16 protein-coding genes, 1 pseudogene and 1 other annotated feature are annotated in these 20,937 nt (G+C 31.6%); of the genes and pseudogenes, 16 read left to right on the top strand and 1 reads right to left on the bottom strand.

The genetic code is table 11. The annotated features are described in order from the left end of the window. The 11 genes from nadD to F594_RS0107855 all read left to right on the top strand — a co-directional run bounded on the left by nadD (position 1) and on the right by F594_RS0107855 (position 16,061). Positions 1–603 carry a nicotinate-nucleotide adenylyltransferase gene (gene nadD / locus F594_RS0107910; RefSeq protein ID WP_019035194.1) on the top strand — a complete coding sequence of 201 codons (603 nt, stop codon included), beginning with the start codon at positions 1–3 and terminating at the stop codon, positions 601–603. A gap of 1 nt (position 604) precedes the next feature. Continuing rightward, on the top strand, positions 605–1,171 hold the full coding sequence (gene yqeK, locus F594_RS0107905) for a bis(5'-nucleosyl)-tetraphosphatase (symmetrical) YqeK (RefSeq protein ID WP_019035193.1): 567 nt from the start codon (positions 605–607) through the stop codon (positions 1,169–1,171). Further along, positions 1,168–2,040, top strand: a complete 873-nt coding sequence (locus tag F594_RS0107900) for an LCP family protein (protein ID WP_019035192.1) — start codon at positions 1,168–1,170, stop codon at positions 2,038–2,040. Before yqeK ends, F594_RS0107900 begins: the two co-directional genes overlap by 4 nt. Before the next feature lie 13 nt (positions 2,041–2,053). Continuing rightward, positions 2,054–2,422 carry a ribosome silencing factor gene (rsfS, locus tag F594_RS0107895; protein ID WP_004825478.1) on the top strand — a complete coding sequence of 123 codons (369 nt, stop codon included), beginning with the start codon at positions 2,054–2,056 and terminating at the stop codon, positions 2,420–2,422. 1 nt (position 2,423) lies between these two features. Beyond that, entirely contained in the window at positions 2,424–2,798 is a 375-nt protein-coding gene (locus F594_RS0107890) for a RidA family protein (RefSeq protein ID WP_019035191.1), read from the top strand. 452 nt (positions 2,799–3,250) lie between these two features. Beyond that, the gene (locus tag F594_RS0107880; RefSeq protein WP_019035189.1) at positions 3,251–10,216 is read left to right on the top strand and encodes a SpaA isopeptide-forming pilin-related protein; all 6,966 of its coding nucleotides are present in this window, start codon (positions 3,251–3,253) and stop codon (positions 10,214–10,216) included. Between the two features lie 172 nt (positions 10,217–10,388). Then, a complete protein-coding gene (locus tag F594_RS0107875) occupies positions 10,389–12,185 on the top strand; it encodes a SpaH/EbpB family LPXTG-anchored major pilin (protein ID WP_019035188.1) in 1,797 nt (598 codons plus the stop codon). Positions 12,186–12,203: 18 nt separating this feature from the next. After that, positions 12,204–13,400: an MSCRAMM family protein gene (locus F594_RS0107870; protein WP_019035187.1), complete on the top strand. Its 1,197-nt coding sequence runs from the start codon at positions 12,204–12,206 to the stop codon at positions 13,398–13,400. Positions 13,401–13,488: 88 nt separating this feature from the next. Continuing rightward, positions 13,489–14,373: a class C sortase gene (locus F594_RS0107865; protein ID WP_019035186.1), complete on the top strand. Its 885-nt coding sequence runs from the start codon at positions 13,489–13,491 to the stop codon at positions 14,371–14,373. Next, entirely contained in the window at positions 14,360–15,256 is an 897-nt protein-coding gene (locus F594_RS09325) for a class C sortase (RefSeq protein WP_019035185.1), read from the top strand. Before F594_RS0107865 ends, F594_RS09325 begins: the two co-directional genes overlap by 14 nt. Continuing rightward, positions 15,246–16,061, top strand: a complete 816-nt coding sequence (locus F594_RS0107855; protein ID WP_036746356.1) for a class C sortase — start codon at positions 15,246–15,248, stop codon at positions 16,059–16,061. Before F594_RS09325 ends, F594_RS0107855 begins: the two co-directional genes overlap by 11 nt. A gap of 200 nt (positions 16,062–16,261) precedes the next feature. On the opposite strand, the gene F594_RS0107850 is transcribed toward F594_RS0107855, so the two are convergent. Beyond that, complete coding sequence (locus F594_RS0107850) at positions 16,262–16,807, bottom strand: tryptophan transporter (protein ID WP_019035183.1); 546 nt, start codon at positions 16,805–16,807, stop codon at positions 16,262–16,264. Positions 16,808–16,890: 83 nt separating this feature from the next. Continuing rightward, positions 16,891–17,118 (bottom strand) — a binding site (T-box leader). 434 nt (positions 17,119–17,552) lie between these two features. On the opposite strand from F594_RS0107850, the gene F594_RS09965 reads away from it, so the two are divergent. From F594_RS09965 to F594_RS09320, 5 genes and pseudogenes are all read left to right on the top strand, one after another. After that, on the top strand, positions 17,553–17,675 hold the full coding sequence (locus F594_RS09965; protein ID WP_009345489.1) for a hypothetical protein: 123 nt from the start codon (positions 17,553–17,555) through the stop codon (positions 17,673–17,675). 7 nt (positions 17,676–17,682) lie between these two features. Continuing rightward, positions 17,683–17,913: a lantibiotic dehydratase gene (locus F594_RS09960; RefSeq protein ID WP_009345567.1), complete on the top strand. Its 231-nt coding sequence runs from the start codon at positions 17,683–17,685 to the stop codon at positions 17,911–17,913. Next, complete coding sequence (locus tag F594_RS10060) at positions 17,907–18,131, top strand: lantibiotic dehydratase (RefSeq protein ID WP_115354508.1); 225 nt, start codon at positions 17,907–17,909, stop codon at positions 18,129–18,131. The genes F594_RS09960 and F594_RS10060 overlap by 7 nt, the downstream gene beginning before the upstream one ends. Before the next feature lie 192 nt (positions 18,132–18,323). Continuing rightward, on the top strand, positions 18,324–20,570 hold the full coding sequence (locus tag F594_RS0107835) for a lantibiotic dehydratase (protein WP_233428291.1): 2,247 nt from the start codon (positions 18,324–18,326) through the stop codon (positions 20,568–20,570). A gap of 13 nt (positions 20,571–20,583) precedes the next feature. Next, positions 20,584–20,937 (top strand): annotated as a pseudogene (locus F594_RS09320) (CPBP family intramembrane glutamic endopeptidase); the annotation flags it as partial.

Raw genomic sequence — 20,937 nt, 5'->3', positions numbered from 1 at the left:
ATGGAAAAGATAGGTATTTTAGGTGGTTCATTTAATCCTATTCATTATGGACACTTAATGATAAGTGAATATTTAAGGGATGAATTAAATCTCGATAAAGTGATTTATGTGCCTACAGGATATTCACCCCATAAAATAAACAGTATAAGCGCAGACATTAGATATAAAATGGTAGAAATAGCAATAAAAAATAATGAAAATTTTCAAATATCTGATGTTGAAGCTAAAAGTGGGGAAATTTCTTATTCTGTAAATACAGTCAAGAAATTAAAAGAAAATCATCCTGGAGAATATTTTTTTCTTATAGGTTCAGATACGATTTTTCAACTAAAAACTTGGAGAAAATTAGAAGAGCTTTCCAAGGAAGTTCACTTTGTTGCTGCCTTAAGACCTGAATACCTAGAAAGAGATAAAATTGATGAAGAAATTAAATTTTTGAAAAAAAATTTCAACACCCAAATTACCATTATAAATGGACCCTTGTATCAAGTTTCTTCTACAGAATTAAGGGATAGGATGAAAACTAAAAAATCTGTAAGGTATCTAATTCCTGATGAAGTAATAAGATTTATTAGGGAAAATAATTTATATAGAGATGAGTAAATTGGATTATAAAAAATACGAGAACAATATATTAGAAAGAGTTGGAGAAAAACGCTACAAACATATGCTTAGAGTTGCACAAAGTGCAAAAATGCTTGCTCAAATCCACAAAGAAGATGTAGAAAAAGCTGAGTTGGCTGGATATTTGCATGACTGTGCAAAGTTAAAAAATAAGGAAGATTATCCACGACTTTGCCAAGAATTTGGTCTATCATTAAGTCAAGATATGAAAAAAGCTCCTGCTATAATACATGGATTTTTAGGAGCAAAACTTGCAGAAAAATTATATGAAATCAAAGATATAGATGTATTAAATGCAATTTCTTACCATACAACAGGAAGAGAAAATATGTCGACTTTGGAGAAAATAATATTTTTAGCAGACTATATAGAGCCAAAAAGAGATTTTCCTCAAGCAAAGCAAGCAAGAGAAATTGCCAAGGTTAATCTTGATAAGGCTATGTTTTATGTTTTAGATGAAAACATAAAGAATTTAATCGAATTAAAAAACTATATTGCTTTAGATACAATAAAAGCAAGAAATTATTATTTGGAGAAGAATGAATGAAAAGTTTTTTTAAAGCTTTCTTTACTACTATTTTTATAGTAGTAATTTTAGGAGCTGGTCTGATAGGTCTGTATTTATACAGTTTAAGTAAAAATGAGGATGCAAAAAATTTAAATGATTTTCAATTTTTGGTATTAGGTGTTGATTCCTTGGATTCAAAAAAGGCCGAGAATACAAGGTCAGATACGATAATGGTTGTAAATTTTAATTTGGAGAATAATTTTCTAAATATAATTTCTATACCTAGAGATACTTATGCTGAAATTCAAGGATATAAAAAACAAAAAATAAATCACTCCTATGCTTATGGTGGAAGTGAATTGACACTAGATTCTGTAAATAAACTTTTAGGCACAGATATAAAATATTATATGACAATAGATTATAAATTTGTTATGGATATAGTAAATGCCATGGGAGGAGTTGAGGTTAATGTACCATTAGATATGGACTACGATGACCCTACAGCTGATCCACCTTTATCAATTCATATTAAAGAAGGACAACAAGTTTTAAAAGGTCAAGATGCAGTAGGTTTTTTAAGATTTCGTAAGGGGTATAAATCAGGTAGTGACTTGGAAAGATTAGGAAGTCAACAAGCTTTCTTGGCAGCCTTATTTTCTCAAATGAAAAATCCTAAAACTCTAGTTAAAGCTCCACTTTTATATAAAGCATATTTAAGTGACACTCAAAATAATATACCGAAAAGTTTATTATTAAAACTTGCAGTTTCAGGTTCAAGACTTTCAATGGAAAATGTAAAAGCAACAACACTTCCAGGTTATCCTAAATATATAAATAGAACATCTTATTTTATTATGGATGAAAATCAAGCCCATGAACTTTTAAAAGCGACAAATTTCAAATAATAAGGAGGCTAACTTGAAGGTAGAAGATAAGTTAAGAATTATTAAAGATTCTTGTAAGGAAAAAAAGGGAATAGATATAAAAGTTTTAGACATCAAGGGACTTTCTTCAATTGCTGATTATTTTGTAATAGTTTCAGGTAATTCAGTAAGGCAAGTTTCTGCCTTAGCCGATGAAATCGAAGAAAAAATGGATGAAAAAGGAATAAATCTTGAAAATATTGACGGAAAGACTACATCAAGATGGATACTCCTTGATTATGGCGATATAATCGTTCATGTTTTCCATAAAGATGAAAGAGAATATTATGACATCGAAAGACTTTGGTCTAAAGATGAAGAAGAAAATGGAAATTTCAAATTAAAAGAAAAAGAGGATAAGTAAAATGAAAGTAATTCAAACACAAAAAGCTCCAGCAGCAGTTGGACCATACTCACAAGCAATTGAAGTTAATGGACTAATTTTCACATCAGGACAACTTCCAATAATTCCTGAAAGTGGAGAATTGATTAATGATGACATTAAAAAAGCAACAGCAAGGTCTTTAGAAAACATAAAAGAAATATTACAAGAAGCTGGTTCATCCCTTGATAAAGTTGTTAAAGTAAATATTTTCTTAAAAGATATGAATGACTTTTCAAGTGTAAATGAAGTTTATTCAAAATATTTCACTACAAACAAACCTGCAAGATCATGCGTTGAAGTTTCAAAACTTCCAAAAGACGGCATAATCGAAATAGAAGCAGTAGCTGAAAAATAATTAGACTCCTAAGGAGTCTATTTTTTGTGGAAAATCGAAGAATAAAAGTTAAAAATATAGTAGAGTAAAGTGGTAAAAAAACATTTGACAAATCAATATAAAAGTGGTACATTTTTAATAAGCATATAGGTTAATATCTGAATGCAAGGGAAGCGTTTGTATATAATTATTTGGTGTATATAATTGAAGACTAATTAAAGTGTATATTATATCTACAAATTACGGTGTAATATTTTGGGGTATGTAATGGGAAAAGTTTATCTAAGAACAGAATTAAGTAATAGCAATTCAATAGTACCTATAAACGGCATATATATATATATATATATGAGTTCTTATGCTCAAAATCAATATTGGAAATATTTTAGCTCAGCATTATTGTGTAAAAAAATAATAATGCTGAGCTTTTTATATACAAAAGGAATAATATTAGGATTAATAGGGGTGAGGAAATGGAAAAATTGAAAAAAATGTTCTCCTTTATCCTAGCAATAGTTTTAGTGGGACAAGTTTTTATTGAACCTGTTGCAGGATATGAAAGAGATGATAAAGACGTACATATGGAAAAAAACTTTACATACCTTTTGGAGATGAATAATAAAAAGATTGTAGAGGCAAGGGAAGGTGTTTATAAAGTTGATCTTAAAAGAATTAATTATGATTCAGGTTATAATTATGCTCTTTTAATTTCTTGGATAGTAAATAAAAACACTGCACCGGGTCAAGTATTTTCTATTAGCCTACCAAATGATTTAGAGCTTAATTTAAATGGCAAGGCTCAAGATGAAAGAGGAACTTTTTTAGGACAAGTTGTTGATGGAGAAAAAGCAATTATTAATCTTTATTATAATAATGACAAAATCAACTTCTACCTTACCGAAGAAGGCTATGAAGCTTCCAAGATAAGAGAGCTTTTCGGCACGGATATTTTGCTTAACATAAATGCAAGAAAAGAAATAGATAAAACTGAACTTATATATGAAGTGGAGTCAAAAGAAGGGTTTTACTATGAGTCAAGCGATTTGGTTGATGAGATAGAATATGATAAACTTTTTTCAACAGAAGACCAAGTAATCATAGAAGAACCTCAAGGTGTTGAAATTATAGAACCTCAAGAATCCACAATGAAAATTGAAGTTAAGGATGAAAATAATGAGAATACAATAGAGGAAAAACCTAAATTTAGTATTTTTACAAAAAATAAAAAAGATTATAAAAATTCTAAAGATGTTTCAGATAACTCACAGGAATTAAAAACCAGTTCACTTTTAGAACCTAAAAAAGAAAAAGTAATAGATTCGATAATAGATAATAGTGAAGAAGTAAAAAACGAGTCTTTAATAGAAGACAAAAAAGTTTCAGACTCCATAATAAGTAAAGAAGAAGCTAGTGAGAGTATTGTAGATTCTTCAGATTCCATAATACAACAAGGAGTTTCTGAAGATAAAAATAAAATTCTTAATTCTGAAAAGTCTTCTGACGAGCTTGTAATAGAGTCAAATTCTAAACCTATTACAAGGAATAGAAATCTTGATAATGAGTCTTTAGATATTGAAGAAAGACCGATTAAATTTGAAGATGCACATAAAAATGAGCCTAAAAATTATAAAAATTCCTTAGATAGAAATGATTCAAAAGATTTAGAAGACTTTAATGTAACTGCTGAAGAGCAAAATCAACAAAACAATTTACAAGAGAAAGAAAATAAGGAAGAGATATCAAAACAAGATACAGAAAGCTTACAAATAAAAAATTCAACAGATATTGTTCCCTCACCAAGAAAAGATTTGTTGCTTATAACAAGAGATGCAAGAGACAATCTTCTCGGTGTTTCTGAATTGGCTAAAAAAAGATATATATACACCCTAAGAAAAACTGTGGATATACTTGATGTTAAAGGAATGACAAGAAGTGAAGATAGAATAGTTGGAAACTATCTTACAGACGATGAGGGTAAATTAGTATTTCCAGATTTATCCGATGGACGTTACACCTTTATTAAAGAAGGAGAGGGTCCGTTTGGGAAAAATTTCACAGTAAAAAATGGTTTAGTATATTACGATGGTAAAAATTTAGCTGAAAGTATAATTGATATATCTCCTAAATCAAAAGCTTTTCAAAAGATTGAGGAAGAACAAAAAGATTATAAAGCTAAAGGGGGTTTTTCCACTATTGAAATTGAGCTTGTTGGGAAAAATGGCAAGGTTATTGATCCAACCGGAGCGGTTTATTCGCTTTATAAAGTAGGAGCAGATGTAGAGGAAAAAATTGATACTTTAACTTGGAGTACACCAGCTAAAATTTTAGACCCTAAAGATATTTTAAATAAGGCGATAAATCCTCTACAAATAATAGAAGAACCTAAAGTCGAAATAGACAGAGAAAATAATTCAGAGGTAACAGAGACTTATAATACAGATGCTAAACTTCTAAAATCAGAAGATAGTACAAGTGTAGATACTCTTGAGCCTGTAGAGGATGAAATTAAAACCAATACTAAAGAAGTTATACAAGTAACTGAAGGGATTTATATTCTAAAAGAAGATAATCCACCCTTGGGATATGAAAAAACTCGAGGTTCTGTAGAGCTCAGAGTAAGTAAGGAAGCCATTGATGTTAATAATCTTATGGAAACAGAAGATTCATCAGCTGAACCTAAAGAAGAATTATATCTTGATAAAAATATAGAAGAAAACAAAATACAAGAAGTAGAAGAAAATACAAAAGATAAAAATAAGGAAGCTTCAAATTTAATAGTTGAAAAAACGAATAGGCAAATTGAAACTTCGACTAAAAAATCTGATGAGGAACTTGTTTTATCAAATGAAAAGATAAAGGAATATTCATCGAAAGAAGAAATTGTTTCAGAAAATTCGACTGTGGAAGTTTCTCATAATGAAAAGGAAGATATAAATCAAGAATCAGAAACACATAATTCAATAGAAGAAAAAATAAACTTAGAAAAGACTCAACCGAAAAAAATAATAAAGAGAGAAAGATTCACCTTAGATACAAAAGTTTTGGAAGAGGCTACAAAACTAAGCTCAAAAGTTATAAAATCAGAATCTGAAAAAAATCCAGCAGAATTAGAAATTGTTTATCAAGCTGAGCCAAAGCTCAGTACAGGAACTTTAAAAATTGAAACGGTAGACAAAGCAGGGAACAAGCTTTTCTATGGTGGAACATCAAGTGCCGAAATAGGAAATCTTCGTGACGCAGCACTAAACCACGATGCAACCTATGGAGTTTATAAGAAAAACGACCAAACAGTAAACTATGAACCGTTAAATATTTACAACAAAATGGTTTATGACCCTAACCTTAAAAAAGAAGTGCCGGCAACGGAAAATGGTCAACCTGTAATGGTTAACTATAAAAACGGTAAATTCGGAGTTATAAGCTTAGATAATTTGCCTGAGGGTGAATATGTAGTTAAAGAAATAAAATCAGTATTCCAATACGCCTTTAAAAATACAGCCATGAAGTTTACGGTTGGGGCAGACGGTAAAATTACAAACTTTAAAGATGCAACGGTTGATCTTGCGGACTATGAACAAAATCAAACTATTCCAAGCACCGGAGAGGTTAACAGAGTTAAATTAACATATAACCAAAAAATGGACTTGGACAGTAAGAGATTAATTGCTGAAACAGAAGTACATGAAGTGGAAAATGCTAATATAAACGAAGTAAGTGAAAATCAAACTACAAAAACTGTAGCTGCCACTTACCACAAGGGAAATCTTAGAGTAAAAAAAATTGACAAGAATGGCAAGCCAATTGAAGGAGTAACCCTTGAACTTCACGGACACGATGCCAACAGAATTTTGAGAATCTATCGTGTTACAACAGATGCTAACGGTATAGCTGAATTTAGTGATCTTAACGTGCCGTCCTACCACTTGCTTAAAGAAGTTGCAGCACCGAAAGGGTATGCACTACCTAACCATCAATGGATGATTTACTTTGGTGAAGGAACTTGGGTAGAGTTTGACAAAAATCATAAGCCTATAACAGAACATATACCGCTTCAAATTTCTAACAACCAGGTATATGCGACAAAGGTTCAGTTAAAGCCTATTATAAAACTGAATCCTCAAGAAACGCGACAAGTTGTGGAAAATGATAAGTACAGACCTTTAATTGATGGAGTAACAGGAGCTTCAATTGCACCAAAAAACTGGTTCCAATTCTTAGGTATCAACAATCCTACAGGAGCACCTACAGAAGGAACACCTGAGGCTGAAACTTATTGGTCTGCAAATTGGAATGATCCTAATTACTTTACCGACGGCAACTATGAAAAGAGTTTTAATGCTTCCAAGGACCAATTATTCTATAACACGAGAGAAGCTTTGACAAAATCAACAGAAGATGTAAATGTTTATAACTTTACAATTACCAATAAACCTAGAGCCAAAGTTACAGTTAATAAGAAAGATGAAAAGGGAAAAATTTTACCGGGCGCAACCTTTGCTATTTATAAGGTAAATGAAGACGGAAGCCAAACACCTATGAAGAAAGGACTGAACGACTGGACTGAAGTGTCAGGGCTTGACGGCAAGGCGATTTTTGACAACATTCCTGAGGGCAACTATGTAATAAAAGAAACGAAATCTCCGGGAGGCTATAGTGGAGATGCTAGAGAATACAAAATCACTGTAGACGGAGATGCCAATATAACATTTAAAGATATTGTTACTGAAGAGGAGACTATTTATAGTGGAGTTGAAGGATTTGCAGATTATATAGAGAAGAATATTTTTGGAGGGGTAAAAGTTCAAGATAGATTCTTATTATCTTCCAAGATTGTTTCTGTAGACAAAGATAATAAAAAATTCACAGAAATATTTTATCTTTCAGCAAAGGACATGTTAAAAAATGAAAAAGATATAAGTTTAGGCGACTACAATGATTCTCCGAGATTTTCTGCATGGCCCTATATTGCCTATAATACAGGTTCAATTGATAGCAACCACTTAGGCCAAACTAATACATCTGCAACATCTATAGATAACTTTACAAGTTATAAGATTCTAGCCGATGCAACAAATCCTATGCCTGAGGATTTTAATATTGATTTGTCGGATCGAACTAAGTATGAAAAAATTAATGATTATGGTCCACAAGATAGCATTACATTTAAAGGTATTGATAGTCCTAAAGGATTCATTGTAAAGATTGAAGGCAGTTATGACGGTGATAAACCTATTTTGACACAAGGGGCACTTAGTTATGGGGAAAATACCAGTGCGTACTCTCATGCAGGTGTCAAGATTAATAAAAAAGAAGAAGATCAGACCCGACAATCACAACTTGATTTTGATGTAACCAACACAAGAGATACAGCAACACCATTAGATAACAAGGGTGTCATTAAGCTTAGTAAAATCGAAGCCGGAACAAGCAACCTTGTTGGAGGAGCGGAATTCGGTTTATATGTAGGCAAGTGGGATCAAATTGGAGAAAGAGATGAGCCTTTTGCAAAAGCCAGAACAAAAGATGCACAAATAGGTAATGAAACACTCAATGACGGAAAACTTGTTAACTTGAAGTTTCAAGATATACCGCCGGGAACCTACACCTTAAAGGAATTACGTGCACCTTACGGCTATGAAAAGACCCTGCATACATGGACTGTGAGAGTATTCCCTTCAGGTCTTACATTAATAAGTTTAAATCCGACCTTTGAGGAAGACCCGACTCTTGAAGAACCAGTTAATGTAAATGACAAGATTACAGTATCAGACTTCAAGATTAAGGTTGATAGTACCAGACCTCGTACAACTATTTATCCGAATATTAACGAGTTTTTTGAAATGACCTTTAAAACAAAAATGGCCAATGGAATTAGAAGAGGAAACTATTTTACCATTGACTTAGATGAAAAACTTTCTCTTGAAGGTACCTTGGCACAAGTTGATCTTCCTGATATGACCTTAAATGGATATGTACTTGCAACGGGAGAAAAACTTCCGGGAACCAATACAGTTAAATATACCTTTACCGAGGCTGTTGAAAATATAGGAGATGTAACTTCCGACTTTACCGTTGCTTTATCACCTAACAGAAAGGTGGTTTTAAATGATACAAAGACAACATTCACTGTAAATGTTGCAGGAAAGTCCTTTACAACTCCCGACACCTTCGGCATCGACTATTCGGGTGGTTATCCGCAACAATTTGGTGGATTTTATTGGTTACCTGACTTTAACGGAAGTTATCCGGGAACGATGACTTCTCTTAGTACTGCATTTATCAATAAAATAGACAACGAAAATGCAGAAATTCAAAACATATTTTACAGTAGACCCGTTAAGAATCAGGTTACTGCCAGAACCTTTTACTTTACCAGAGGAAAAGGGGTTTTAGGACCGAACAGTAAAACTTCTTATGAGCTTTATGTTGTGAATAATCCGAATTTTGTGCCAAATCATGATATTACATCAGCTGATGCTAACAACAGCGATATGTCACAAACTATGCCAAGATCCTTTGCAGCTGATTTGGATGATACTGCCAACTATACTCTTATCGGTTCGGGAACTATGCCTGCTGACGGCACAATTCCCATTCCGGCTCAGTATGCAAATTCTCACCTGATTTTGAAGACGGTATCACCCTATGATTTGAAACAAGAAAGAGCTTATATTTCTGTACAAAACGTAGGTTTGTATGGGGGAACTTATCAATATACTCAAACTGTTACCACCAATATAGTAACAAAACCAAGTAAAATCTTCTCTCAAACAGACTTAACTGAAGGTGAAGTACTGGCATTTAACAAGAAAAAGGATCCCATGTACTTTAATCTGTGGAAAAGGGATACCAAAAAGGAAATGATCAATAAGGGACAAGTAAAATTCAAAATGGAGGTAGCCAACGACTATCCGGACTCAACTCCAGTACCTGATGATTTAAAGGAAATCACCTTTGATTTATCTAATCAAACCTTAGATCCTCTAAGTCCTTTAAAGATTGAAATTCCCGCAGGTATGACTGGAGAATATAATCTTACAGAAACCACTGCTCCTAAAGGCTATGTAGTTAATGGACTAAGCTACAGAATAAAAGTTGATTCTAAAAAAAGAACCGTAGAGCTTATAAGTGTAAAAGATTCTCAAGGGAAACCTGTGGAATATAAATTTAAGCTTACGGGAGCCGCAACAGAATCATCACTTACAGCTACAAACCCGGCACCACTATATAGGGAGCAGGTAGATGCAAGTGGAATAATTAAAGTAGATACTCAAATCGTTTCAATAGATGTCTTTGATCCTCAAGGTGAATTTCCAAGATCCGGAGGATTTGGAACCACGCTATTTTATATCGGGGGTATAGGACTTATGACTCTTGCCATGATATTTATAGATAAAAGAAAGAAGTTAAATGAATACATGGGAAAGGGGGGATACTGATGGTTTACAAATCCTTCCTTTACAAGGGAGTAATGTATGTGAAGATTGAATAGCTGCATATAAGTCAAGAAGATTTGATGCAAGACTTAAAATCTTCGAATGAGTTAAGTTAAATAGCTTGGCAATAGCCACGCATTTATAAAATTTTTAAAAATAAGAATGGAGGAAGACAATGAAAAATACTAAGAAACTTTTATCACTAATATTGACTTTAGTGATGATAATTGGTGTAGTAGCACCTTTAAGTGCATACGCAATTGGTAATAATAATAATACCATAGGTACAATAGCAAAAGACGATTATCAAAAAACTAAACCGGAAGGAAAGACTAAGGTAACAGTACACAAATTGCAAGCTGACAACTACAAAGTTCCTGAAGAAGGATTTGGTCATAATGGCGGAAAGCTTGAAAAAGAACAACTTGAAGGCTTAGGAACTAACGTAAAAGAACTTGACGGTGTAACTTTTACTTACTATAAGCTAAAGGATGCTGCACAACTTGAATTATTTAAAAAAACACCTAAGCAATACGACACAAATGAAAAAGTTGAAGCGGTAGCAGATGTAACTAAAGTTGGAACTATTACTACTGCAAACGGACAAGGTGCCGAAGTTGATTTAGAAGAAGGATACTACTGGTTTGTAGAATCAGGTAAACCTACTACTGTATCATCATCAATTGCAGTACCTTTCGGTATTTCAATTCCTGTAATGAACCAAACTGAAATTGGCGAAGGCGATGACCTTATACCTGCCGGAACAGTTTACCTAAATAAAGTTCACGTTTATCCTAAGAACGTAACAGGGGACGAAGTTATTCCTAAGAAGACTGTAGGAAACGAAGTAAACTTAAATGAAACTCACAATGTAGGAGATGTTCAAACTTGGTTCTTACAAGCTAATATCCCCGGAAATATCAAAGATTATGAAAAATTTGTAATGAGCGATGTATTCTTCAAAGGCTTAACTTACAAGGGAAATGTTAAAGTATACATGGGTTATGACGGCGCACAAGACGCTCAAAAAGTAGAGCTTGAAAAAGGTGTAGACTATAACCTTGTAGAACCTGCTGCAGATACTAAGTTTACAACTGTAGAACCGAATCCTCTTGATGCTACAACAGTACTTACTGCACCAGCAGGTCAAGAATTCAGCGTAACTTTAACTGAAGCAGGTCTTAAAAAACTTGCAGATAATTATCAAACAGTTAAACAAAATGCAGGAGAAGGTAAACAAGTAAAAATTTATGCAACAGTTGATACGGTTATCAACGAAGATGCAAAAATGGGTACACCTATCAAGAATACTTATGATCTAAAAATTAAAATTAAAGGTCAAGATGAAAAGAGCAAGAGACCTAACGATACTCCGGAAGTAGAAACAGGCGGAAAGAAATTTGTTAAGGTTTCTGAAACAGAAGTTACTAAGAAGTTGGCTGGAGCAGTATTTGCACTTTATGACGGAGATAAACAAATCGTTTGGACTCAAGCTTTAATAGATGCAAATAAAGATGCGATAGATAATGGTAAGTTCTGTAAAGATGAAAATGGAACAGTATTTGCTACCGGCACTCCTGAAATTGGAAAGCCGATTTATCTACAATCAGATGTAAATGGTTTATTTGAAATCAAAGGTCTTGAATACTCAAAATGGGAAAAGACAGAATTAGACGGAAATAAAACAGAAATTACGCATAATTACAAACTAAAGGAAGTTAAATTCCCTGAAGGTTATGCAGGAAATAAAGATACTGAAATTCCATTTACAGTCAATAAAACGTCTTATAAGGATAACGCAGAAGGATATCCTGAAAACACTCATGACGCACAAGGTAATATGCTTGTAAAGAATAAAGACCTTACTATACCTCCAACAGGTGGTATCGGTACTGTAATCTTTGCAGTAGCAGGTATTGCTTTAATGGGCGGTGCTTTTATAGCTATTAAGAAAAGATCAGCTGAAGAATAATAAGAAAGAGGGTGGACCATGCTAAAGTTCAAAAATAAAATATTTAAAATGCTATTTGTCCTTGTATTATTTAGCATGGTTATTTTCTCAAACAGTGTTTATGCCAAGAGTATGACCTTGAACTTTTATGGCATAGGCGATAAAAAAGAAGACATAGCAAATAGAAATTTAAACATTTGGAAGATAAGCGATAAGGTTTATACCGATGAGGAAAAGCAAAAGCTTGCGAAGGATTTGGAAAATAAGTCCATCGATAGCCTTAAAGTTTATTCTAAGACAAGCTTTAAAACCGATGAAGATGGTAAATTGATTTATGATTTTTCCGAGGGAACATATTATGTAAGAGTTGTGTTCAAAGAAGGAGCAAAAAATATTTATCCTTTTGTCTTTGTTGTAGATGAGATTCATGATGGGGATATAATTTATCCCAAAGGTCATGGGGATACTCCACCGGGGAATGTGGAACTTTTGAAACTGTCTAAGGACAGAAAGGTTCTTCCCGGTGCTGTATTTAGACTCTACAAAATAGTTGACGGAAAGGAGATACCTATAAAGTCTTCAACGAATTTTTACGACTTTGTAACTGACTCTCAAGGTAAGATTCATGTGAATAATTTGGAGCCCGGAGAGTATATGTTTAAGGAAATAGAGCCTCCTGTAGGCTATAAGATTAGGCAAGAAAAGACCTACTTTTATGTTTCATCTTCAAAGACCACCTATGTGGAGGTTTATAATTATAAGGATGATGAAGGAGGAAAAAGATTTAAAAAAATTTCTTCCGATACTGAAGAGGGGCTTGCAGGAGCAGAGTTTGTCGTAACAAGAAAAAATGATTTATATTATGAGAGGATTAAAGTGGACGGGAAAGATTTGGTTTTGTTTTCAGGTAGGGATGGATTTTTCAATGTGGAGAATTTACCTTATGGAGAATACTATTTGTGGGAAACTAAACCTCCTGTGGGTTATGAGGAATTATCTGATAATGTGAAGTTTGTTATTGATGATTTATCATATGAGAAGGACTTATACATTAAAAACAAACCGGCACAGAAAAAATCTATACATCCACCGACTCCTACACCTGATCAACCCAGTCCTCAAGATAAAACTCCCGTTAAGATTCCAAAGACTGGTGATATTACCCTTATAGTGATGGTTGTAGCAGGATTTATTAGTTTTATTTTGGGAATTAAGATGGTTAAGGAAAAAGAATAGTTTGAGATTTTAATCAACAACCTTTTTGATCTCCTATGATTACTTTGTAATGATAGGAGATTTTTACATAAGACTTAGGAGAGAAACTTTGAAGAAAAAGAAAAGAACATGGCCTTTTAAATTGATTTTTGTTTTGGGATTTTTAATTTTAATTTACCCTCAAGTTTCAAGGATTTATTACAGAGTGGAATCAACACAAGAGGTTTCAAACTTTGATAAGGAAAAGGAAAATTTAACAGACGAAGAAGTAAAGAGAAGAATAGATTTGGCACAGGCTTTTAACGATTCTTTGGTTAATCAAGTTACAGAGGACCCTTATGCTAAAAAAAGGCATGACAAGGGCAGGGCTGAGTATGCTAGAATGTTAGAATTACACGAGCAGATAGGACACATTCAAATTCCATCTATTGATGTTAATATTCCCATCAGGGCGGGTACATCGGAAGAGGTTTTGCAAACATCTGCAGGTCATTTGGAGGGGACGAGTCTGCCTATAGGAGGAAATTCCAGTCATACCGTCATAACAGCTCATTCAGGGCTTCCTACTGCAAAACTTTTTTCTGATCTCAGAAAGGTTAAGCTGGGAGATAGGTTTTATATTCACAATTTAAAAGAAACTATTGTTTATGAAGTTGACCAAATTCTAACAGTTGTGCCAGATGATTTTTCCAACCTTTTAATTGTGCCTGGACATGACTATGCAACTCTTTTAACTTGTACTCCTATCATGATAAACTCACACAGGCTCTTGGTAAGAGGTCATAGAGTTCCATACAGTGAATCTATTGACGATAATTTTATTTTATCCAGTCAAAGGGAATTCATGTACAAGTATATGTTTATAGGAATAGTTTTCTTTATAGTTCTGATGTTGATATTAATAAGGTATTATAGGAAAAAGTCTAACTTGCTACTTAAAGAGATAATAGCATTGGAGAAGGTAGAAGATGAGGTGTATCATGGGAAAAACTGAAATTAAGAAAAAAAGAATATGGCCCTTTATTCTTTTGTTTGTTTTAGGATTTTTTATTATGATGTATCCGTTGGTTAGTCAATATTACTATAAAATTGAAGCAGGCAATGAAGTTATGGAATTTCAGGATAAGACTAAGGAGTTGGATAAGAACGAAATTTTAAGGAGAATGAATTTGGCTGAAGGTTATAATTCTTCTCTAGACCCTTCTAAACTTGCTGACCCCTATACTGAAAAGGAAAAGGCAGGTAGAGCTGAATATGCCAGAATGATTGAAGTGGCTGAAAAAATCGGATTTGTTGAGATACCGAAAATTGATGAAGTCTTACCTATCTATGCAGGCACAGGAGAAAATGTTTTGCAAAAGGGTGTAGGTCATTTGGAAGGTACTAGCCTTCCTATAGGAGGATTAAGTAGTCATACTGTCTTAACTGCTCATAGAGGGCTACCCACGGCAAAACTTTTTAGAGATTTGGATAAGTTGAAACTCAAAGATGTGTTTTATATTCATAATATTGAAACGGTACTTGCTTATGAAGTGGATCAGATTCTTACTGTAGAACCTTCGGATTTTGAGCAAGTTTTGGTAGTTGAAGGACAGGATTACGCTACTCTTTTGACTTGTACACCCTATATGATTAATTCCCACAGGTTATTGGTGCGCGGGCATAGGATTGACTATGTACCACCTGTAAAGGAAGAGTCCAAACCCCTTAATTTTGTTAACTTAAATTATAAAGATGCATTAACCTTTGCTTTTCCTCTTGCAGTTTTGGTATTTATTTTTATGATATACTTCAATAATGACTACAGAAAGAAAAAAAAGAAACTTAAAAAGCTTAATTATTTTAAAAAATTTAAGGACAGATATAATGAAGAATAGAAGAATTGTTTTTGGTTATATTTTAATCATCACAGGGATACTATTACCACTTTACGGATTTTTTGGACTAAGTAGGGGGATAGTTCTTGACAAAAGAGAGTATAGAAAGTTTATGGAGAGTGAAGTTGACCCGAAATTGGAAGATAAAGTGGAAGGATATAATAATTCTATTGGAAAAGAAAGTGTTATTGTAGACCCATTTGCCACCGAAGAGTATACTTCAAACTATTCTTTTATGGAAGATCCCGATGCTATTTTCTGTTACTTGAAGATTCCAAAGCTTGACCTTGTTCAGCCTGTGTATATGGATGCATCTAATAAGCATATGGCAATGGGAGTGGCTCATATTGAGGGAACGGACTTACCTGGAGTGAAAAAGGGAATTCGTTCGGTAATAGCGGGACACAGAGGCTATTATGATGCTATAATGTTTTTACACTTGGATGAGCTTTTTGAGGGAGATAAAATTTATCTAGAATGGCAGGATAGGACCTTGGAGTATAAAGTAACATCAAAGGAAATTATAAGCCCATGGGAATGGGATAAACTAGTTCCAGTGGAGGGTAAAAATATTTTGACTCTTTTAACTTGTGATCCGCTCTTGCCACCAAGACCAAAAAGACTTCTTGTGAATGCGGAACTTTTGGAAGAAGAGGAAGAATCTGATCTTATAAAAGATGACACTAAAGTATCTTCTAATGTAAAAAGACTCAACAATTCTATATTATTTGTTACAGGGGTTCTTATCATTTCTTTGTGCATAAGTTTAATCAAGTTTGCAATTTATTTGAGAAAAAGTAAATAGATTTATTATGTCGACATTTTGGAAATTATATCAAATACATGAAGGCTCGTTAATTCGAGTCTTTCTTTTTGTGTGGAAGTCAATATATGTATTATAATAAAAATAAAGTAAAAAAGGCTATAAGCATTGAGCCTATAGTCTTAGTTTTATATCTAAAAAATTTATTAAATTTATTTAAAAATAGTTTTAAGTGTTTTATTTCATCTTGTCTTTTTCATTAATTGAATTATTTTTACCATAAGTGTTCCGAAAACTACATTTGCACAGGCTGTAGGAAATACTACGGCAACAAACATTGGTATTAATCCGCCTTGGAATATTTGAATTACTTCTGATAAACCTAACAATCTTCCCATCAGTAGACACACTGTTAAAAATACACTTCCTGAAAACATAGTTCCCAAGAAAAACAATATGCCATAATGATAAAATTTTAATTCCCCTCTTTTTTGCAAAGCTCTAAGAAATATACCAAAAACAATTGTTGTTAAAGCTTTATCTACTAAATTAGGTATTTGTCCAGCAGGAAATCCTGTTGTCATTGCAGTTATTATTCCTGCTACAATTCCTATAACAGCCATTTCCTTATTGGTGTTTGTAAGTATGAGAGATACAAACATACAAGCCAGCATAAAATCTGGTTTAATTCCCACTGAAGGGATAATTGTGTGTAGGACTGTTCCCAAAGCCATAAGAATTGCGCTAGTCACTAATACTTTTGTTGAAGATTTACTTGTTGTCATCATAATTTTCTCCTATCTTATTTATAAATTAGTAAAAATTTGATTTAAGATTTAACGAAGGCAATAAAAAAACCATTTACTCCTAATATAGGAGCAAATGGTGAATTCGCGGTGCCATCCTATTTCTATAAAAATATAGACCTCTTTCAGATACATTAATATCCTATCTCTGTAACGGGAGAAACCCGTCTCGGCTACTATAATTCGCCTTGCACTCATAGACCCATTCACTAAAAGCATCATAACAATTTTCACCAACCATTGTCTCTCTAAAAATCAACTTAAAGCTACTATTTTCTAATCAACATTTTTTACTTACATACATTTTACCTTATTATTTCAAAATGTCAATATATTTTTATGAGAAATTAATTTTTTTAACTGTTTAAGTCCCCTTATTGGAAAAAAATTCTTATAAAAAATATTGACAAAAAAATATAGAGGTGTATATTGGACTTGATAATTTATTAGTGTACTGTTATGTATAAAAAATTATTATTTCCAAGTATATAATTTTGCATCTGATTTTTTAGATGATGCCTATATAATTATTCAAAAAGGTAAGTACATTTGGATTAAGTTATGATAAAAGGTTTTCAAAAATATTAAAAATATAATGGATCATTAAAAACATTTTATTCTTAGCAAGAGATAGACTAAAAATTTAATAAATGATTAAATAGCAAATAATATTTATAAAACAATTTCAAAAAAAATATTTATTATTTATAAAAAAAGAGGGATTTATATGACTTACTTATGCCATGATATATTTATGATCAGAACACCAGCACTCCCACTAAGTGTAGCTGAAAATTTATATACTGTAGATAAAAAAGAAGTATGGAATTATAAAAAAATTAGGTCTTGATGAGTATATGCTTGAGGCACTTTATATATCTAGTCCATCTTTATATCATGCAATTTTAAAAATAGGACAAGATGATAAAAAAGATCAAGCAACTTTTATAAGCCTTTATAAATATCTAATACGTGCTTCTTCTAGAACGACTTCTTTTGGGTTAATGGCGAATGTAGCTTTAGGTAGTTTTTCTTCTGATGACAAATCTTGCATTGAAAAGTTAAATAGTCCAGATAAAAAATATTAGTTAGTTATTCTTGGATATATAAATTAGTAGATGAACTTCAAAGAGATCAGAATGTATTAGATAGAATTTATGTTGTATGGAATAAAAGCACCTATGTTACATCTAGTAGAATTCGAAATCCTAATTTTGTTAATCAGGGTGTAAATAGATTAAATGAACACAAAAATACAAGTATAAGATTTACAAAACTTATTCAAATTATAAAGATAATACTGTGAGTTTTGAAAAATACTCTAAATTGATAGGTATTGTTGATAACTATTATAAAAACGTTCCCAGAGAAAAAATCATTGATACAATAAATCTATTAATTGAAAAGGAATACTTACAGAGCTTAGGATTCCAGCGTATTGTGAAAATCCTATTTTATATATACTTTCAGTTTTAAAAAAAATAATTTAAACGAAGATTTGCAAGCTAAATTATTAGAAATTATCAATGAAATTAAAAACTATGAAAAGTTTGGGGGAGGGATAAATTTTCTTAAAAAAATAACTAATATTATGAAGAAAATTTATAAGAATGAATTATATCTAAATGTGAATACTGGTATGAATTTGAAAAGTTGTGAACTTCCTATTTCAATAAAAAACAAACTGGAAAATTTTGTCGAAGTAATTAGAAGTTTTAGTGTAGAATCAAGAACATTTTCGTTACTTAAAGATTTTAAGAATAGATTTCAAGAAGAATATGGGACAGTTGTAGAAGTTCCACTTATTCAACTTTTAGATCCTGCTGGTTTTAACGGGTTGTCATACTATTTAGAAAATCAATACAATCCAAGTTCTCAAGACACAAAAATAACAAATATAGTAGATAATAAAGTGCAAGAAGCTTTATTTAATGGAGAAAAAAGAGTTTATCTTTATAAAGATGATTTTAAAAATCTTGTATTAAATGAACAAGCTAACTTTTCGAAATCTTTTGATATGAACATAATGATTTATAAAGATGATGAAATTAAAATGAAAATAGGTGCGAATTTTGGTGCTAATGAAGCAGGGAAATCTTTCCAACGTTTTTCTGGAGTTTTTAAAGAAGATAAATTTAAGAAATATAATAAAATATATGAATATGCAAAAGGTGATGATTATTTATATGTAGATTTAATAGAAATGCCAAGTAAAGGAAGATTCACAAATCTTTTAAATAGTCAAAGAAATTACCCTTATACTTTAGCGCTTAGTATGCCCTTCAATAACAACTCAGAGTATATACTTCTGGCTGATTTAGTATGTGGAATGACAGAAAACAATAGAATGTATCTTAAATCAATTTCAAAAAACAAATTATGCAAAATGATAACGGATAATATGCTTAATCCACAGATAAATAGTAAGTTATTTAATTTAATTAAAGATATATCAAATGATGAAAATGAGTTAGGAATTGTAAATAGATTGGCACTTTTATCAATGAATAAATATACATATACTCCTGAAATATTTGTTGAAGATATAAAAATCTCATCTGAAAAATGGTTATTTAGAGAAAATCTATCAGATGAAATAAGTTACATGGATTTTGTAAATAGTTTTAAACAATTTTCTAAACGCTATAATTTACCAGAATATTTTTATATGTGTAAAAATGATAATCTATTACTTTTAAAAGCAAATAAAGATATTACTATGGAAATCCTTTATAAGGAATATAAAAAAACAAGAATTTTGGAATTATCTGCTATAGAGGCTGATCTGTTTAATAATAAAATTGCTAGAGATATATATGGAAATTCTTACGCATTAGAATGTATATTTTCATTTTATAGTACAGAAAAAAATTATAAAAATAAAGATAAGATTGAACAAATTATCCTTAAAGAAAATATAGGTATTCAAAATAAAAATAGGATACTAGCACCATTTGAAGATGGTTGGGTATATTTAAAAATATATACTCCAGAAGAAATGGAAAACGATTTTTTAATCATGTTAGAGAATGAAAAAAGAAAACTATTTATTGATAAATTCTTTTTTATTAGATATTTTGATGAAACAGGTAGACATATCAGGTTAAGAATTAAGTATAAAAATGCAAAGCAAGCATTTGATAAATTCTCATATGTAAAAGACTGGCTTTCAAAAGTTAAGAATATTGATATTTTAAGAACTTATACAATTAATGAATATCATAGAGAGAATAATAGATATGGTGGAGCAGATTTAATAGAATTTATTGAAAATATATTTTTTGAAAATAGTGAGTTTGTAATTAGAACTATAGCTAATAATGACATGACTGATTCTAAAGTAGTTAAAAAAGTATATTTTTTAGTAGTATCCTATTTTTTAGGACAGTTAGTCAAAGATAAAAATGAAATGTATGAACTTCTTGATAATGTAACAAATAAGAATAGTTATCGAAAAGAATACAAAGTGAAAAGGAAAGAATATATGAAAATTCTTGATGGCATTTTAGAAAGTGTTCAAAGAAGTAGCATAGTTGATAGTGCGATGTCTGAACTTTCTAGTAAGAGAAATTTAACAAATGATATAAGCGATATTAGGTTAAGTTTACTTCATATGTGCTGTAACAGATTGAATGGTACAAGTGAATTTGAATCATACACATATGGAGTATTAAGACACACTTTGTATGATTGCATGCAAAGGGATAAAAAGTTGAAAATAATAAATTCGGAGCAGAGCGAATAATAAGGAGGAAATTATGAATAAATATGAAGATTTTGATCTAGATATGAAAGTTACAGGTGAAAAAATTATGGAAGATAAAATTGAATTTTCAGCAGATGGTAGAGATATATGTCGTTTTTTGACAGTAGTTTTTATTTTAACTCTGATTATAGGAATTGCTACAGTCTATGGATATTATATAGGTTTAAGTATACAGGCGTTAGCTTCTGCTATGATGTTGATACCGACTTTATCCGTTGTTCTTACCGTTAAGTTGAACAAAACAAAAGTATATCCTAAAAAAATATTTGATTTTTATCAAATAACAGCATTTTTAATTTTTCTGTATGTGGTAATATCGATTTTTATGGGAATTGATTTACCTTCT

The organism is Peptoniphilus lacrimalis DSM 7455, from assembly GCF_000378725.1.
GTDB classification, from domain to species: Bacteria; Bacillota; Clostridia; order Tissierellales; family Peptoniphilaceae; genus Peptoniphilus_A; species Peptoniphilus_A lacrimalis.
The sequence above is the reverse complement of the archived record's forward strand: the minus strand, read 5'-3'. Positions and strand labels throughout refer to the sequence as shown.

Bases quoted from the DNA above. Each gene is read 5' to 3' on its own strand.
- F594_RS0107855 (WP_036746356.1), top strand. From the start codon at position 15,246: ATGAAGAATAGAAGAATTGTTTTTGGTTATATTTTAATCATCACAGGG.
- F594_RS0107880 (WP_019035189.1), top strand. From the start codon at position 3,251: ATGGAAAAATTGAAAAAAATGTTCTCCTTTATCCTAGCAATAGTTTTA.
- F594_RS0107890 (WP_019035191.1), top strand. From the start codon at position 2,424: ATGAAAGTAATTCAAACACAAAAAGCTCCAGCAGCAGTTGGACCATAC.
- F594_RS09960 (WP_009345567.1), top strand. From the start codon at position 17,683: ATGCTTGAGGCACTTTATATATCTAGTCCATCTTTATATCATGCAATT.
- F594_RS0107900 (WP_019035192.1), top strand. From the start codon at position 1,168: ATGAAAAGTTTTTTTAAAGCTTTCTTTACTACTATTTTTATAGTAGTA.
- F594_RS09965 (WP_009345489.1), top strand. From the start codon at position 17,553: ATGACTTACTTATGCCATGATATATTTATGATCAGAACACCAGCACTC.
- F594_RS09325 (WP_019035185.1), top strand. From the start codon at position 14,360: ATGGGAAAAACTGAAATTAAGAAAAAAAGAATATGGCCCTTTATTCTT.
- F594_RS0107870 (WP_019035187.1), top strand. From the start codon at position 12,204: ATGCTAAAGTTCAAAAATAAAATATTTAAAATGCTATTTGTCCTTGTA.
- nadD (WP_019035194.1), top strand. From the start codon at position 1: ATGGAAAAGATAGGTATTTTAGGTGGTTCATTTAATCCTATTCATTAT.
- F594_RS0107875 (WP_019035188.1), top strand. From the start codon at position 10,389: ATGAAAAATACTAAGAAACTTTTATCACTAATATTGACTTTAGTGATG.
- F594_RS0107850 (WP_019035183.1), bottom strand. From the start codon at position 16,807: ATGATGACAACAAGTAAATCTTCAACAAAAGTATTAGTGACTAGCGCA.